The organism is Streptomyces sp. NPDC000880 (assembly GCF_053599675.1).
In genome coordinates this window covers 80,151-95,700 of sequence record NZ_JBSFMS010000011.1, presented here as the reverse complement: position 1 = coordinate 95,700, position 15,550 = coordinate 80,151, and the positions used below count along the sequence as shown (strand labels likewise).

17 protein-coding genes and 3 pseudogenes are annotated in these 15,550 nt (G+C 69.7%); 4 read left to right on the top strand and 16 right to left on the bottom strand.

What is annotated here, in order from left to right; genetic code table 11:
- The 3 genes from ACWDO5_RS06115 to ACWDO5_RS06105 all read left to right on the top strand — a co-directional run.
- On the top strand, positions 1 to 648 hold a 648-nt coding region (locus ACWDO5_RS06115; protein ID WP_450528802.1), incomplete at its 5' end, for an Hsp70 family protein.
- Positions 645 to 1,307 (top strand): nucleotide exchange factor GrpE, encoded by a 663-nt coding sequence (grpE, locus tag ACWDO5_RS06110; RefSeq protein ID WP_450528801.1) that lies wholly within the window; start codon positions 645 to 647, stop codon positions 1,305 to 1,307. The genes ACWDO5_RS06115 and grpE, both read left to right, overlap by 4 nt.
- A gap of 172 nt (positions 1,308 to 1,479) precedes the next feature.
- A complete protein-coding gene (locus tag ACWDO5_RS06105; protein ID WP_450528799.1) occupies positions 1,480 to 1,626 on the top strand; it encodes a hypothetical protein in 147 nt (48 codons plus the stop codon).
- Positions 1,627 to 1,647: 21 nt separating this feature from the next.
- Here ACWDO5_RS06105 and ACWDO5_RS06100 read toward each other — a convergent pair whose 3' ends face one another.
- The 8 genes from ACWDO5_RS06100 to ACWDO5_RS06065 all read right to left on the bottom strand — a co-directional run bounded on the left by ACWDO5_RS06100 (position 1,648) and on the right by ACWDO5_RS06065 (position 8,769).
- A complete protein-coding gene (locus ACWDO5_RS06100; RefSeq protein WP_450528810.1) occupies positions 1,648 to 1,818 on the bottom strand; it encodes a hypothetical protein in 171 nt (56 codons plus the stop codon).
- A gap of 36 nt (positions 1,819 to 1,854) precedes the next feature.
- The gene (locus ACWDO5_RS06095) at positions 1,855 to 2,430 is read right to left on the bottom strand and encodes a hypothetical protein (RefSeq protein WP_450528797.1); all 576 of its coding nucleotides are present in this window, start codon (positions 2,428 to 2,430) and stop codon (positions 1,855 to 1,857) included.
- Between the two features lie 2 nt (positions 2,431 to 2,432).
- Positions 2,433 to 3,593, bottom strand: coding sequence for an ROK family glucokinase (locus ACWDO5_RS06090; RefSeq protein ID WP_450528795.1), 1,161 nt, complete (start codon positions 3,591 to 3,593; stop codon positions 2,433 to 2,435).
- Positions 3,594 to 3,890: 297 nt separating this feature from the next.
- A complete protein-coding gene (locus ACWDO5_RS06085; RefSeq protein WP_450528793.1) occupies positions 3,891 to 4,718 on the bottom strand; it encodes an ATP-binding cassette domain-containing protein in 828 nt (275 codons plus the stop codon).
- The gene (locus ACWDO5_RS06080; RefSeq protein ID WP_450528792.1) at positions 4,715 to 5,776 is read right to left on the bottom strand and encodes an ABC transporter permease; all 1,062 of its coding nucleotides are present in this window, start codon (positions 5,774 to 5,776) and stop codon (positions 4,715 to 4,717) included. Before ACWDO5_RS06080 ends, ACWDO5_RS06085 begins: the two co-directional genes overlap by 4 nt.
- A complete protein-coding gene (locus ACWDO5_RS06075; protein ID WP_450528790.1) occupies positions 5,773 to 6,786 on the bottom strand; it encodes a sugar ABC transporter substrate-binding protein in 1,014 nt (337 codons plus the stop codon). Before ACWDO5_RS06075 ends, ACWDO5_RS06080 begins: the two co-directional genes overlap by 4 nt.
- A gap of 128 nt (positions 6,787 to 6,914) precedes the next feature.
- Positions 6,915 to 7,910: a sugar ABC transporter substrate-binding protein gene (locus ACWDO5_RS06070; RefSeq protein ID WP_450528789.1), complete on the bottom strand. Its 996-nt coding sequence runs from the start codon at positions 7,908 to 7,910 to the stop codon at positions 6,915 to 6,917.
- Positions 7,911 to 8,049: 139 nt separating this feature from the next.
- Entirely contained in the window at positions 8,050 to 8,769 is a 720-nt protein-coding gene (locus ACWDO5_RS06065; protein ID WP_450528807.1) for a GntR family transcriptional regulator, read from the bottom strand.
- A gap of 154 nt (positions 8,770 to 8,923) precedes the next feature.
- On the opposite strand from ACWDO5_RS06065, the gene ACWDO5_RS06060 reads away from it, so the two are divergent.
- Entirely contained in the window at positions 8,924 to 9,928 is a 1,005-nt protein-coding gene (locus ACWDO5_RS06060; RefSeq protein WP_450528787.1) for a Gfo/Idh/MocA family protein, read from the top strand.
- 14 nt (positions 9,929 to 9,942) lie between these two features.
- Here ACWDO5_RS06060 and ACWDO5_RS06055 read toward each other — a convergent pair.
- The 8 genes and pseudogenes from ACWDO5_RS06055 to allB all read right to left on the bottom strand — a co-directional run.
- Positions 9,943 to 10,140: pseudogene (locus ACWDO5_RS06055) on the bottom strand (hotdog domain-containing protein); the annotation flags it as partial.
- 23 nt (positions 10,141 to 10,163) lie between these two features.
- Positions 10,164 to 10,418: pseudogene (locus tag ACWDO5_RS06050) on the bottom strand (cytochrome P450); the annotation flags it as partial.
- A gap of 111 nt (positions 10,419 to 10,529) precedes the next feature.
- On the bottom strand, positions 10,530 to 10,907 hold the full coding sequence (locus ACWDO5_RS06045; protein ID WP_450528785.1) for a hypothetical protein: 378 nt from the start codon (positions 10,905 to 10,907) through the stop codon (positions 10,530 to 10,532).
- Positions 10,908 to 10,918: 11 nt separating this feature from the next.
- Positions 10,919 to 11,107 (bottom strand): annotated as a pseudogene (locus ACWDO5_RS06040) (EamA family transporter); the annotation flags it as partial.
- Between the two features lie 24 nt (positions 11,108 to 11,131).
- Positions 11,132 to 11,758, bottom strand: a complete 627-nt coding sequence (locus ACWDO5_RS06035) for a dihydrofolate reductase family protein (protein ID WP_450528783.1) — start codon at positions 11,756 to 11,758, stop codon at positions 11,132 to 11,134.
- Between the two features lie 154 nt (positions 11,759 to 11,912).
- Positions 11,913 to 12,728 (bottom strand): AIM24 family protein, encoded by an 816-nt coding sequence (locus tag ACWDO5_RS06030; protein WP_450528782.1) that lies wholly within the window; start codon positions 12,726 to 12,728, stop codon positions 11,913 to 11,915.
- Between the two features lie 242 nt (positions 12,729 to 12,970).
- Positions 12,971 to 14,086, bottom strand: a complete 1,116-nt coding sequence (gene alc / locus ACWDO5_RS06025; RefSeq protein ID WP_450528805.1) for an allantoicase — start codon at positions 14,084 to 14,086, stop codon at positions 12,971 to 12,973.
- The gene (allB, locus tag ACWDO5_RS06020) at positions 14,086 to 15,414 is read right to left on the bottom strand and encodes an allantoinase AllB (protein WP_450528781.1); all 1,329 of its coding nucleotides are present in this window, start codon (positions 15,412 to 15,414) and stop codon (positions 14,086 to 14,088) included. The genes alc and allB overlap by 1 nt, the downstream gene beginning before the upstream one ends.
- Positions 15,415 to 15,550: the final 136 nt, after the last annotated feature.

The following is a 15,550-nucleotide window of genomic DNA, read 5'->3' as shown; positions in this document are numbered from 1 at the left end:
GAGGACAACCAGCCGTCCGTGCAGATCCAGGTCTACCAGGGCGAGCGTGAGATCGCGGCGTACAACAAGAAGCTCGGGATGTTCGAGCTGACCGGCCTGCCGCCGGCCCCCCGTGGCGTGCCGCAGATCGAGGTCACCTTCGACATCGACGCCAACGGCATCATGCACGTGGCCGCCAAGGACCTCGGCACCGGCAAGGAGCAGCGGATGACCGTCACCGGCGGCTCCGCCCTGCCCAAGGACAACATCGACCGCATGGTCCGCGAGGCCGAGCAGCACGCCGAGGAAGACCGGCGCCGTAAGGAGGCGGCCGAGACCCGCAACCAGGCCGAGAGCCTCGTCTACCAGACCGAGAAACTGCTGCACGACAACCCGGACAAGATCGCCGGCGGCGTGAAGTCCGAGGTCGAGACGGCCGTCGCAGACCTCAAGGAGCAGCTGAAGGGTGAGGACACCGCCGCCATCCGCTCCGCCAGCGAGAAGGTCACCACAGTCGCGCAGAAGATCGGCACGGCCATCTACGCCCAGGCGCAGAGCGAAGGCGGTGGCGAGGGAGCGGCCGGCGCCGGCAGTGCCGAAGCCCAGGGTCGGGAGGACGTCGTCGATGCGGAGATTGTCGATGACGAGCCGAAGGGAGGCACCGGATGAGCGTTCCCAACAACCCACCTCCCGGCGACCGGAGGGAGCGCCCGTCGCTGACGGTTCATGACCGACGCAGGATCGACCCGGTCACCCTCCAACTGCGGCCCGACTCCTCCAAGGAGAAGGCCACGCCCCGTCCGGGCGAGCGGGACGGTCCCCTGGCCGGACGGGGCGGAATGGGGTCCGGCGCTGCCCCGACCCCGGCTCAGATGCGGGAGTCGCGGGAGCGGATCGCTGAACTGACCGCAGATCTGCAGCGGCTCAAGGCCGAATACGACAACTACCGCAAGCGGGTCCACCGCGACCGCCTGGCGGTACGTCAGATCGCCGTGGCCAACGTGCTCGCCCGCCTGCTGCCGGTCTTGGACGCCGTCGAACAGGCACGGGAACACGGCGAGGTCACCGGCGCTCTGACGGCAGTCGCCGACGTACTCGAAAGCCGCCTGGCCGCACTGGGCCTGCAGCCCGTCGGTGAACCGGGCGAGCCATTCGACCCCCAGGCCCACCAAGCGCTCACCTACACCCAGTCCGAAGGTGCCGGCCGGCCCATCTGTACGGCGGTGCTGCGCCGCGGCTACCGCGTCGGCGAGCAGCTCCTGCGCCCCGCCCAGGTATCAGTGTCCGGACCGCCCGCCGCTGCCGCGTCAGAACACGGCCAGGGGTGAGCCATCCTCACTCCCCGGCCAGGACTCCGTCGGAGCCGTCCGCAGTTCTTCTACTCCTCCGCATCGCCGATGGCGACACGCAGGGCATGCATGGCGTCTCGTCACGGGTGAGAATCGGCTGGGGGATCGATCGCTTGGCTGGGCGTCTGCTGTACGACGGCCGCACCCATGGGTGTCCGCCGGACTGAGCCGTTGTCTTACCGTCTGGGACGCCGACCCGGTCCGGCTCACCGACGCGGCCGTCGCCGTGCACGCCATGGCGATACGCCGCGCCCGCGCGGAACGCGTGCTGATCGCAGTCCTGAACGAGTGGCTGTGACCAGCAGGCGCGCGACTGGCCTCATGCCGTCTCCGCCCGGCCCCGCAGGCGTCGGCGATTGCCGCGGTGTCCCATTGGAAAGGGCCTGTGCCAGGTGGTGCCGAGGGAGGGGCCAAGGATGAGCACAGAGGCATCGTCCGGGCCGTCGATCCGGTACTGCAGGGTCTTCGGGGGCGTCTGCGTCTCACTCACGTGCCCCACGGTAATCAGTGGAAGTCCGGCCTCGGGTCAGGGGGTCGCTGTTGATACGACATACACCCTGGGACGGGAGATGTTGGTCATGTCCACGGTGATGTCCTGCGAGGGCCGCGGATCCTTCTGCGCATGCGTGGTGCCCGCCCAGTCGCCTCCCCCACTGAAGTCCCAGCCGACCGTCTCGGCGTCGCGCGCGCTGATGGTGACCACGCCCTCGTCGAGCTGGGATCGGCTGGTGCCCACGCCTTTCAGGAACCCGTCGAGCCCGGCGGCGGTGGTGCGGAACTGCACGTACAACCGGCTGGTCTTCCAGTTGCTCGTCTCGTAGTAGGCGACGTGGGTGGACTTCGCGGGGATCGGCACCTCGAAGACACGGCGCTTCATCCGCGACGGCCAGCCTTCGCGCAGGCCGGTCGCCGAGGACTCCGACTCCTTGTCGCGGCCGCTGTTGCGGCTCTGCTCGGCGGAGATGACCAGATAGCCGGCCGGGATGCCGACGAGCAGCACGATGATGACGGCCGTCAGCCAACGGCGACGGAGCATATGGCGCCGGTCCTCGGGGGGACGGGCGCTCTCGTCCGGGGACATGGTCCGGCGGGACACGGTCATGGCTACGGTTCCTGGGTGGGGCGGGCAGTGCTGGAGTTACGGATGGCCTGCGCATAGCGCTCGTACCGCTCGTGACGCTCCACCCGGCGCCGGTTGGCGCGGCGGAAGCGGCGGGCCACAAGCCGCGCGAGGTCTGCGGCGCCGACCATACCTGCCTCGGGGCCGAGCTGGGCCTTGACGATGCGAGCCTCGGGGCGGTAGCCGCGGCCGGTCAGATGCCGCCGGAAGGCGTCCCGGGCGGGGCCGATGAGCAGGTCGTCGGCGGCGCTGACGCCGCCGCCGATGACGAAGCAGGAGGGGTCGAGGGCGGCGGCAAGATTGGCGATGCCGACGCCGAGCCACTGGCCGATGTCCTGGAAGAGCTCGATGCACATGGCGTCGCCCTCGCGGGCGAGCTCGGTGATGAGCGGTCCGGTGATGTCGCCGACGTTGCCGCCGACCCGGTCGATGAGGCTGTACGCGACCGGGGAGTCGGCCGCGGCGAGCTCGCGGGCCTCCCGTACGAGGGCATTGCCCGAGCTGTACTGCTCCCAGCAGCCGCGATTGCCGCAGGGGCAGCGGTGGCCGCCGGGCACGACCTGCATATGGCCGAATTCGCCGGCGACTCCGTACTTGCCGCGCTTGACCTGGCCGTCCTCGAGGATCGCGCCGCCGATGCCGGTGCCGAGGGTGATCATGACGAGGTGGTCCTCGCCGCGGCCCGCGCCGAAGCGCCACTCCGCCCAGGCGGCGCTGTTGGCGTCGTTGTCGACCAGCACGGGGACGGCGAGCCGGGCCGACAGGGCGTCGCGCAGGGGCTCGTTGCGCCACGCGAGGTGGGGGGCGAAGAGGACCTTGGAGCGGTCGGCGTCGACCCAGCCCGCCGCGCCGATGCCCACGGCGTGTACATCGTGCCGGTCGGACAGGTCCAGGACGAGCTCGCAGATGGTGTCCTCGACGACCTTCGGGCTCTTGGACTTGTCAGGCGTCTCGGTGCGGATCTTCTCCAGGATGACCCCGTCGGCGTCGACGACGCCCGCCATCACCTTCGTACCGCCGATGTCGATGCCGACGGTGGGGACGCGGGGCGCGCTCAGGTGCGAGCGCCGCTCGCGAGTGCCGACGGTCTTCAGGACGGTGGCGCGTGCGGAGCCGCGGTGCGCGAAGTCGCGGTAGGTGCTCATGTCCCTGCGGGTTCTCGGAGGCCGGGTGGTGTCACGGCCCGGGGTGGGCGGCACCCACCGGGCCCGATTCTGCCACCCGGCGGGGTGGGGTGCGGATCCCACCCGAACCGGGGGCTGCGCCCCGGACCCCCCGGACGCCCGTTGGGGGTCCAATGGAGCCCCGCCGGCGATTGAGGCGCGGGGTCTGGGGCGGAGCCCCGGTTCGGGAAGTGGCGGAGCCCCGGTTCGGGAAGTGGGGGTCCCCCCACGCCCGCCAGGGCGTAGGGGGAGGAGTGGGGAACAGGCCCGCCGCAGGCACTAGACCGCGGGCGGCTCGTCCTTCACCGGATGACCGCCCAGACGCGTCGGCACCGGCGCCCGCTCCAGCTCGTGGCGCAGGTCCTCCAGCTCGCTGCCGCCCGCCATCTGGCGGGTGAGCTCGTCCAGGGTGACCGAGTCCTTGGTGTGGCTGCCCGACATGGTGCCGCGCTTCAGCAGGACGAAGCGGTCGCCGACCAGATACGCGTGGTGCGGGTTGTGGGTGATCAGCACCACGCCCAGTCCCGCGTCGCGTGCCGCCGCCACATACTTCAGCACCACACCCGACTGCTTCACCCCGAGCGCGGCCGTCGGCTCGTCCAGCACCAGGACCTTCGCGCCGAAGTAGACGGCCCGGGCGATCGCCACGCACTGGCGCTCACCGCCCGACAGCGTCCCGATGGGCTGGTCGACATCGCGCAGGTCGATGCCCATGCGCAGCAGTTCGGACCGGGTGGTCTCGCGCATCAGCTCGACATCGAGACGCTTGAAGGGGCCGACACCCTTCGTCGGCTCGGAACCGAGGAAGAAGTTCCGCCAGACCGGCATCAGCGGTACGACGGCGAGGTCCTGGTAGACCGTGGCGATACCGCGGTCCAGCGCCTCGCGCGGGTTGGCGAGGCTCGTCTGCTCGCCCTCGATGAGGAACGTGCCCGCGTCGTGCCGGTGCAGGCCCGCAATGATCTTGATCAGAGTGGACTTGCCCGCGCCGTTGTCGCCGAGGACACAGGAGATCTGCCCGGCGTGGACCTCGAGTGAGACGCCTTGAAGGGCACGGATGTTGCCGTAGTACTTCACTACGTTGTCCAGCTCGACGAGGGCCGTCATTTGCTTGCCTCCGCACGCTTGCGGACCCATGCGTTGAGCAGGGTGGCCAGAAGGAGCATCGCTCCGAGGAAGTACTTGAACCAGTCCGGGTTCCACTCCGCGTACACGATGCCCTTGCTGGTCATGCCGAAGATGAACGCACCGACCGCCGAGCCGATCGCGGAGCCGTAGCCGCCGGTGATCAGACAGCCGCCGATGACGGCCGCGATGATGTACGTCAGCTCATTGCCGACGCCCTCGCCGGACTGCACCACGTCGAACGAGAACAGCAGATGCTGGCCGGAGACCCAGGCGGCGAACGCGACGCCCATATACAGGCCGATCTTGGTCTTGTTGACCGGGACGCCGACCGCGCGGGCCGCGTCGGCGCCGCCGCCGACCGCGAAGATCCAGTTGCCGAAGCGGGTGCGCAGCAGGATCCAGGTGGCCAGCGCGACCAGGCCGAACCACCACAGGATGGTCACCTTCAGCGTGACGTCGCCGAGGGTGAGCTGGGAGGCGAAGAGCTTCTTCGCCGAGGCGAAGCCCTCCATGTCGCCGATGGACCTGGTCGAGACCGTGCCGCTGATCAGCTTGGTGAAGCCTAGGTTGAGGCCGGTCAGCATCAGAAACGTACCGAGCGTGATGATGAAGCTGGGAAGTTTCGTACGGGTCAGCATGAAGCCGTTGAAGACCCCGACCGCGAGCGTCACCAGCAGCGAGACGAAGACGCCGGCCCAGACGTTCGCCGTCATCTGGTAGCTGAACATCGCGGAGATCAGCGCGGAGCTGGTCACCAGGACGCCGGCCGAGAGGTCGAACTCGCCGCCGATCATCAGCAGCGCGACCGGCACGGCCATGATGCCGAGGGTCGACGCCGCGTACAGGACGGTGGAGAGGCTGGACGCCCGCAGGAACGAGTCCGCCACGATCGAGAAGAAGATGAAGACCGCGGCGGCGCCGACGACCGAGCCCAGCTCGGGCCTGCCCATCAGCTTGCGCAATGGCGAGGTGCGCAGCAGCCGTTCGTCGCTTCTGTCGGGCTGCCGGGTGCCGGCAGGCGGTGCGGTCGCACTCATCGGGTCCCCCTCTCCGTATATCCCTCCAGCGCGGCGGCGTCCGTCCTGGTGATGATCTGCGGTCCGGTGAGGACCGGCCGCCCGCCGCCGAGCACATCGGCGTTGTACTTGTAGAGCCAGAGCAGGTCCACGGCCTGATACCCCTGGAGGTACGGCTGCTGGTCCACGGCGAAGCCGAGCGTCCCGGCCTTCAGACCGGCGGCGACCTTGGCGTTCAGGTCGAAGGTGTCCACCTCGGCCTTGCTCTCCGCGGTCTTCTTCGCCTGCACGGCGGCGTCCGCAAACGGCGCGCCGAGCGTGACGACGGAGTCGATGGAGGGGTCCGACTGAAGCTTCGCCTCGATGGACGCCTGTACGTCGGGCATGTTGGTGCCGTCGACGTACAGGTTCTGCAGCTCCCCGCCGAACGTCTTCTTCGCGCCGGCGCAGCGCTGCTCATGGCCGACGTTGCCCTGCTCGTGCAGCACGCACAGGGCCTTCTTCCTGCCCCGCTTGTCGAGCTCGTCGCCGACGGCCTCGCCGGCGATCGTCTCGTCCTGGCCAATGTGGGTGAGCGCGCCGTACGCCTTGGACTGCTCGGAGCCCGAGTTGACGGTAATCACCGGGATGCCGGCCTTCTCCGCCTTGGCGATGACGTCCTTCATCGTTTCGGGCTTGGCGAGCGTAACGATCAGGCCGTTGACCTTCTTGTCGATGGCCGCCTGGACGAGCTGGGCCTGCTGCTGGCCCTCGTCACTGTGGGAGTACAGGAAGTTGATGTTGTCCTTGACCGCGGCCTGCTCGGCGCCGTTCTGGACGATGTCCCAGAAGGTGTCGCCGTCGCCCGAGTGCGTGACCATGGCGAAGGTCCAGCGGGGGGTGGTGACGGCTGCCTTGCCGGCCGCGGCCTGGGCCTTGCGGGCGTCCTCCGCGCGCTTGCCGCCCGTGCTGCTGCATCCCGCGAGGGAGGCTCCGAGTACCGCTGCCAGTACCACGCCGAGCGCGCGTATCCCTGTCCTTGCCCTAGCCACGACGCCGTGCCCTTCCTGACGTACTCGCTGTACTTCTCGGTGCGGCCGGGAGTCGTGACGACTCGCCCCGGCCGCCCAAGTATGTGTCACAGCAGGTCGGCGGGTATGCAGCGGGTAGGCCTGGTACGTCATCGGGTGCCGTCGGCGGTGAGCTTCTCCAGCGCGGGCACGTCCTTCTCGGTGACGAGGGCCGGGCCGGTGAGGATCGGCTTGCCGCCGCCGATCACATTGCCGTTGATCTTGTTGAGCCAGAGTTCGTCGATGGCGAGGTAGCCCTGGAGGTAGGGCTGTTGGTCCACGGCGAAGCCGATCTCGCCGGCCTTGAGCTGCTTGACCACCTCGGCGTTGAGGTCGAAGGTGTTGACCTCGGCGCTGGAGCCCGCGCCCTCCTTGGCCTTGACGGAGGCGGCTGCGAAGGGTGCGCCGAGCGTGACGACGGCGTCGATGTCCTTGGCGCTCTGCAGCTTCGCCTCGATGGAGGAGGTGGAGGCGGGCATGTTGGTGCCCTCGACGTTGAGGTTCTCGACGGTGCCCTTGAAGGTCTTCTTCACGCCGGCGCAGCGGGCTTCGAGCGAGACGTTGCCCTGCTCGTGGATGACGCAGATGGCCTTCTTCTTGCCGCGCTTGTTGAGCTCCTCGCCGACCGCCTCGCCGGCCACGGTCTCGTCCTGGCCGATGTGGCTGAGTGCGCCGACCTCCTTGGAGAACTCGGCGCCGGAGTTGATCGTGACGACGGGTATACCGGCCGCGACCGCCTTCTTGACGACGTCCTTGACAGCTTCCGGCTTGGCGAGAGTGACGACGATGCCGTTGACCTTCTGGTCGATGTAGGTCTGGACGAGCTGCGCCTGTTCCTTGCCCTCCTTGTTGGCGGCGTAGAGGAACTCGACGTTGTCCTTGCGGGCCGCGACCTTGGCGCCGCTCTGGACGATGTCCCAGAAGGTGTCGCCCTCGCCGGAGTGCGTCACCATCGCGATCTTCAGCCGTTGGGTGGTGGCGGGCTCGCCGGCGCCGCCTTTGGAGGGGCTGTCCTTCGCCTCCTTGCCGCCGGAACTGCTGCATCCGGCGACGACGACCAGAGCACATGCGGCGAGCAGGGCTGTTGCCGTGCGGGTGGTACGCATGGTGGATCCGCCTTCTCTCCCGGCCGCCCCGTTGCGGCTGGGAGAGTTTTTACGGCGGCCGCGCAATCCCGTCAAGATTTTGTCCGAACATTCTTACGCAAAGGACATTCTTACGTGACCTTGCGCGGCCCTGCGACGGTCATGGCCGGACGAGGAGCTGGAACTCGAAGGCATAGCGCGAGGCGCGGTAGATGTGCGAGCCGAACTCGACCGCGCGGCCGGTGTCGTCGAAGGTGGTGCGCTCCATCGTCAGCACGGGAGCGCCCGTCGCCTCGGTGAGCAGTTCGGCCTCCAGGGCGGTGGCGGCCCGCGCCCCTACCGACTGGCGGGCGCTGTGCAGGGTGATCCCCGCGGCTCGCATCATGCGGTACAGGCCGGTAGCCTCCAGACGTTCGGTGTCGCAGTCGAAGAGGCCCGCGGGCAGATGGTTGCGCAGCCTGGCCATCGGCTCGCCGTGGGCGTACCGCAGCCGCTCGACGAGCTGGACGTCGCTGCCCTCCGCCACCCCGAGTGCGGCCGCGACCTCCGCGCCGGCAGGCTCGATGGCGTTGCGCAGCACGATGGTGGCCGGTCGCTGGCCGGCCGCCTCGAGGTCGTCGTACAGGCTGCTGAGCTCCAGCGGGCGCTTGACCTGGCTGTGCACGACCTGGGTGCCGACGCCCCGGCGGCGGACCAGCAGGCCCTTGTCGACGAGGGACTGGATGGCCTGGCGGACGGTCGGGCGGGACAGGCCGAGCCTGCCCGCCAGCTCTATCTCGTTGCCGAGCAGGCTGCCGGGGGTGAGGGTCCCTCTCTCGATGGCCGCTTCCAGCTGTTGCGACAGCTGGAAGTAGAGCGGGACCGGACTGGTGCGGTCCACGCTCAGCTGGAGAGACAGAGACGGGTCCGTCACGTGTCTGGGCTGCTTGGGCACGGAGCGAGCGTAGTCGCATGGAATGTTGACGGGAAGTCGTGAAGTTCGGTTGTCAGGACAAAGTCTTGACAGGGCGGCGGCCCCCCGCCACCTTTGGGCCATGCGCATCGGACTCATCGGAACGGGACGTATCGGCACCTTTCACGCGGGCGTGCTCAGCCGCCACCGGGAGGTGGGTTCGCTGGTCGTGGCGGACGCCGACCCGGCTCGGGCGGCCGAGGTCGCCGAGCGCACCGGGTCCACGGCCGCGCCCAGCGCGGACGAGATCTTCGCCTGGGGCGTGGACGCCGTGGTGATCGCCTCCGCCACCGCCGCCCACGCCGACCTCATCGCCCGCGCCGCCCGCGCCGGTCTCCCCACCTTCTGCGAGAAGCCGATCGCCCTCGACCTGCCGGGCACGCTCACCGCCCTGCACGAGGTCGAGTCGGCGGGCACCCTGCTCCAGCTGGGCTTCATGCGCCGCTTCGACGCGGGGTACACGAAGGCCCGCGAGATCGTACGGTCGGGTGCGCTCGGCCGGCTGCACACCGTACGGGCCATCACCTCCGACCCGGCCCCGCCGCCCGCCGCGTATCTGCCGCTCTCCGGGGGCCTGTACCGGGACTGCCTGGTCCATGACTTCGACATCCTGCGCTGGGTAACCGGGCGCGAGGTGGTCGAGGTGTACGCGACCGGCTCGGACGCGGGCCCGGCAATGTTCCGCGACGCGGGCGACGTCGACACGGCGGCCGCGCTGCTCACGCTGGACGACGGCACGCTGGCCACGGCGACGGCCACCCGGTGCAACGGCGCGGGTTATGACGTACGGATGGAGCTGGCCGGCGAACTCGACCAGGTCGCGGTCGGTCTCGACGACCGCACCCCGATCGGCTCCACCGAGCCCCAGGGCCCGCCCCCGGCCGACAAGCCGTGGCCGGGCTTCCTGGAGCGGTTCGCCCCGGCGTACGAGGCGGAGCTGGACACGTTCGTCCGGGTCGTACGCGGCGAGGCCGAGAATCCCTGTGACGGCCGCGAGGCGTTGACTGCCCTGCGGATCGCGGAGGCGTGCGAGCTGTCCCGGCGGGAGCACAGGCCGGTCCGGCTGGCTGAGATCCCGGCTGACTGACTCCCGGGGCGTTCTCAGGACTGTTGCGCGGACAGTTCGGTCCCCTGCGCGACGGCGCAGAGCGTCTCGTAGCCGTCGGCGTTCACGGCGAAGAGATCGCACCGTACGACGGCCTGCCGGCGCCCGGTGTGCACGACGGCTGCCCGGGCGATGCGGGTCCGGCCGGTCGCCGGGCGGACGTACTGGACGGAGAACCCGCCGGATCGGTGAGGGGGGCAGGGGGGCGCGGTCGGGGCTACCAGCTCACAGGAAGATGGCGTACGCCACGCATCAGCAGCCCTGGCAGCCAGTCGAGCGGGCCCTCGGACGCGTCGAGTGCGAGGTCCGGGCAGCGTTCCAGGAGTGTGCGGACCGCGATCCTCGCCTCCATGCGGGCGAGCGGCGCGCCCAGACAGAAGTGGATGCCGTGCCCGAAGGCGAGGTGGCCCCGGGCGTCCCGGTGGATGTCGAAGCTGTCCGGGGCAGGGTAACGGGACGGATCGCGGTGTCGTTCCGCGTCGTCGCCGTCATGGCTGCCCTCCTCCGTCACCGTCTGCCGGCCCCCGGGGAAACTCCCTCTCCCCCAGCGTGTGCCCGACGGCTGCGGTGCGCGAGCTCTGGGTCACTTCCGGTCGGCCTCGCCCAGCCGGGCGATCTCCGCGGCGTGCTCGCTCATACGGTTGCTGACGCTGCCGCTCGTGTAGAGCACGGCACCGACGACGGAGACCGGCACGGACAGGCCGAGGACGCCGAGGAGTTCGGGCCAGTCCCGCTCAGCCGTGCACGTGTTGCTGCCGCTGAACGCCCCCTCGTTGGCAGTCGAGCGGTCCGTGAAAAGCCGCGCCTCGCAGCCAGACTTGTACCCCACGTCGTACGGCGTGAGTAGCAGAACACCGAACCACACCCACAGCAGCGCGGCGACCGAGAACAGCCCGAAGCCCCAGCTCTGGGCCCGCTTGGCACGCTCGCGGAACTGTATGTCGTACGTCAGTGATCGCATGGCGGCGGAACCTAGCATGCCGTCCCGTCGGCAGCGCGACGGCCCCAGGTGGTGCCCGCCAGGACCAGTGCCGCCCCCACCAGGCCGAGCGCGCCCAGGTGTTCGCCCCCGATGGCGATGCCGGCCGCGGTCGCCCACAGCGGTTCGGTGCCGAGCAGCAGGCTGACGCGGGACGGCGAGGTACGGCGTACCGCCCACATCTACCCGGGGCAGACGCGTGAGTGCTACACGCTTTCGTCGAGCTCGTACGTGCCGTACGCGGGGCGGCCCTCCAGCTCGTACGTGTGGATGGCCACGCCGGTGCCCGTGGTGCGCGATGCGGCATGCCGGAACGCGGTGGGAACCGCGCCGTCCACGAAGAGACGACGGCCCTTGCCCAGCACGACAGGGAAGACGAGCAGGTTGAGCGTGTCGATCAGGTCGTGCTGCATAAGGGACTGGGCGAGGCGGCCGCTGCCGTGGATCTGCAGCTCCCCGTCCGTGCGCTCCTTGATCGCGGCGACCTCCTTGACCAGGTCACCGCCGATGACGGTGCTGCCCTCCCAGTCGGCCTTGTCGAGCGTGGTCGACGCGACGTACTTCGGCAGGGTGTTGAGCCGCGACGCGATCGGGTCGGCGGGGTCGGTCACCTTGGGCCAGTAGCCGGCGAAGATCTCGTACGTACGGCGGCCGAGCAGGAAGGCGCCGGCCCGGTCGAAGACCTCGGTCATGAACCGGCCGAAGTCCTCGTCTCCGTACGGTACGGACCAGCCGCCCAGGTCGAAGCCGTCGCTGGGGTCCTCGTTCGGACCGCCGGGGGCCTGCATCACGCCGTCGAGCGTGACAAAACTGGTGATCGAGAGCTGCGCCATGGCAGGTGCCTGCTTTCGGGAGTGCGGTATCGGGGTGCGGTATCGGGTGCGGTATCGGGTCCGGTATCGGGTCCGGTATCGGGTCCGGTATTGCGGTCCTCAGCTAAGACCGGGCCCGCGCCGGGAATTCATCGGTCGGCCGGGCAGCGGGCGGTTAGCCCGCGTGGGTGGAGAAGAGCCCGCCGGCCGGGCCCTGCTTGTCGCCGCCCTGGGCCTTTCTGAGCGCGTTGGCGAGGCCCTCGATGGTCAGGGACTGCAGGATCACCCGGCCGTTGCCCTCCAGGGTGGCCAGCGACAGGCCCTCGCCGCCGAAGACAGCGTTCATGAGGCCCTGGCGGTCGAGTCCGCCGATGCGCTGGACTCCGTACCGGATGCCCTCCTCGAAGGCGACGATGCAGCCGGTGTCGACCTCGACGCGGCCGCCGAAGTCGGCGGGGTTCAGGTCGATGAAGTTGCCCGCGCCGCAGATGATCACCGTGCCGCGGCCGGTGAACTTCTCCAGGATGAAGCCCTCGCCGCCGCTGAGTCCTGCCTTGCCGCCCTGGAAGGCGATGCCGAAGGCGACGGTGGACTCGGCGGCGACGAAGGCGTCCTTCTCTGCGAACCAGGCGCGCGTTCCGTCGAGTTCAATGGCGCGCATCTCACCGGGGAGCACACCCGCGAAGCCGACGGTGCCTTCGCCGCCGGTGGAGGTGAAGTGCTGGAACGCGAGGGACTCACCGGCGAGGGCACGCTGGCCGACCTGGATGGCGGTGCCCATGACCTGACGCAGCAGGCCGCCCACGCTGCTGGAGCCGCTGGAGCCGGTTGAACCGCCGTTGCCGCCGGAGCCGCCCAGCCGGGTCTCCATCTTCACGTTGGAGGTCTTGAACAGAAACTTCCCGGCCTCGCAGTACACGGTCTGGGCGGGTTGCAGGGAGACGACCGCCATCTGCATGGCGGTGCCGACGATCTCTTGCTGAAGGGTCACACGCGGATTCAACGTCCGTTTGCCGCCGGACCCGAGGAGGCGGGGCCGCGTCCTTCCCGAACTGGGGGCTCCGCCCCAGACCCCGCTGCGCCCTTCGGGCGTTGTCCTCAATCGCCGGACGGGCTGAATTTCAGCCCCGTGGGGGTCCCCCCGGACGAAGTCTGGGGCAGTTCGAGGCGCGGGGTCTGGGGCGGAGCCCCAGTTCAGGGAAGGGGCCGGGTGGGGGGGAAAGCCCCCCCGGGTCAGCCGCCCAGCTCCTGGTGGCGGGCCGCCAAGCGGCTCGCGCCCTCCCCCGTCAGCGAACCGAAGAGCCGCAGCCGCGAAATGCCGCCATCCGGATAGATGTCCACCCGCACGTGCGTCCCCACCGCCGGAGCCTCCAGCACAAAGCGGTGATTCGTGTCCGGCTGGAGACGCGTGCGCGGCAGGACCTCCGCCCACTCCCCCTTCTCACCGTCGCGGAGCGAAACCGCCGCCCAGCCCGCGCTGTTGCCCTTCAGATACGCCGTGTCGATCTCCACCGCGCGGATCTCGGACTGCTGAACCAGCTGGTAGCGGATCCAGTCGTTGCCCTTGTCCCGGCGCCGGCGGGTCTCCCAGCCGTCGTCCATCTTGCGGGAGCGGCCCGGCTGGATGGTGTTGGTGGCCGGGGAGTAGAAGCGGTCGGAGGCGTCCTCGACCTGGCCGCCGTTCTCCAGCGCGACAACATCAAAAGTACCGAGCGCACCGAGCCACGCCGGGTCGGGCGCGACCTCGCCGTGGACCCGCAGGCGGGCGATGCCGCCGTCGGGGTGCTGGTTGACGCGCAGATGCGTGAAGCGCTGCTCGACGTCGACCGCGAAGCCGTTCGCCGCATGGCCGCCGATGGCCGTACGGGGGACGAGCGTCGTCCACTTCACGTCGTCGCCGAGCAGGTCCTCGGGCGACGGGGACCCGGCCACCGAGGCCCCCTCGACCGACACCGCCTGCGGATAGTTGCCGCGGAAGTGGGCGGTGTCGATGACGATGCCGCGTACGACACCGGGCGCCCCGAGCCGTACGAGCGCCCAGTCGTGGTCGTCCTCGGTCGGGTGCGGCTGCGCGGCGCTCACACCGCGGCGGCGGCGGGTCTCCCAGCCGTCCATGATTTTGCCCTTGTGGCCGAAGTGCTCCGGGTCGAACTCCGCGGCCCCGGGCTTCAGCATGTTCTCGCGCTCGGCGAAGAACTCGTCGTTGGCTGCGATGACGCCCGCGCCGAGCCGCCGGTCGGCGAGGTCGGTGTAGTGGACGAACGAAAAGTCGGCCGTGCGGTAGTCGGCGTACGGGTCGCCGCCGCCGAACGGGCCGGCGTCACCGGTGAAGGAAGGAATGGACACGATCAGTTGTTCCTTTCGAGCAGCCGGCCGGTCGGCTCGGCCAGGGTGCCGTTCTCCACGATGCGTTCGCCGCGCAGCCACGTCGACCTGACGACTCCGTGCAGGGTCTTGCCCGCGTATGCCGTCACCTGATTGCGGTGGTGGAGTTCGGCCGGGTCGACGGTGAAGGTCTCGTCGGGCGCGAGGACCGCGAAGTCGGCGTCGCGTCCGGCTTCGATGACGCCCTTCTGGTCCAGTCCGGCGAGCTGCGCGGGCGCCGCGGACATCCAGCGGACGACGTCTTCGAGGGTGCGGCCGCGCTTGCGGGCCTCGGTCCAGATCGCGGGCAGGCCCAGCTGGAGGGAGGAGATGCCGCCCCAGGCGGAGGCGAAGTCGGGGGTTTTCAGATCGGTGGTGCAGGGCGAGTGGTCGGAGACGATGCAGTCGATGGTGCCGTCGGCGAGGCCTTCCCAGAGGGCGTCCTGGTTCTCGGCCTCGCGGATCGGCGGGCAGCACTTGAACTCCGTTGCCCCGTCCGGGACTTCCTCGGCCGTGAGGGTGAGGAAGTGTGGACAGGACTCGACAGTGATCTTGACGCCTTCGCGCTTGGCGGCCGCGATCAGCGGCAGCGCGTCACAGGAGGACAGATGCAGTACGTGCACACGGGCGCCCAGGCGCCCGGCGTGCGCGATCAGGCCCTCGATCGCGGTGTTCTCGGCCTCGCGCGGCCGGGACGCGAGGAAGTCGGCGTACTTCGGTCCTGACTCCTGGGGCGCCGCGGCCAGGTGGCGCGGGTCCTCGGCGTGCACGATCAACAGTCCGCCGAAGCCGGCGATCTCGGCCATCGACCGGGCGAGTTGGTCCTGGTCGAGCTCGGGGAACTCCTCGACGCCGGACGGCGAGAGGAAGCACTTGAAGCCGAAGACTCCGGCGTCGTACAGCGGCCGCAGGTCCTTCGTATTGGACGGGATCGCGCCGCCCCAGAAGCCGGTGTCGACGTGTGCCTTGGGCCGCGCCACGTCCTGCTTGGTGCGGAGGTTGTCGACCGTGGTGGTCGGCGGGAGGGAGTTGAGGGGCATGTCGAGCAGGGTGGTGATGCCCCCGGCCGCGGCCGCGCGGGTGGCGGTCCAAAAGCCCTCCCACTCGGTGCGGCCGGGATCGTTCACATGGACATGGGTGTCGACGAGGCCGGGGAGTACGACATCGTCCCCGAAGTCCTCGAGCCGGGCTCCGGCCGGCACCTCGGCGTCGTACGACAGCACCGCCGTGATCTTCCCGGCAGCGACGGCGACGGATGCGGCGCGCGTCCCCTCCGGGGTGATCACGCGCGTCGAGCGAAGTACCAGGTACATGTCCACATCGGACACCCGTGCCCCTCGCTTCCGTTCCGCACGCGGATTCACACAGCAAAATTCAACGAACTGTTGAAGAAGTCTTCACTCCGGAGTCCGGCCCGTCAAGACCCTTCCCGCGTGGCCACCTCCGATG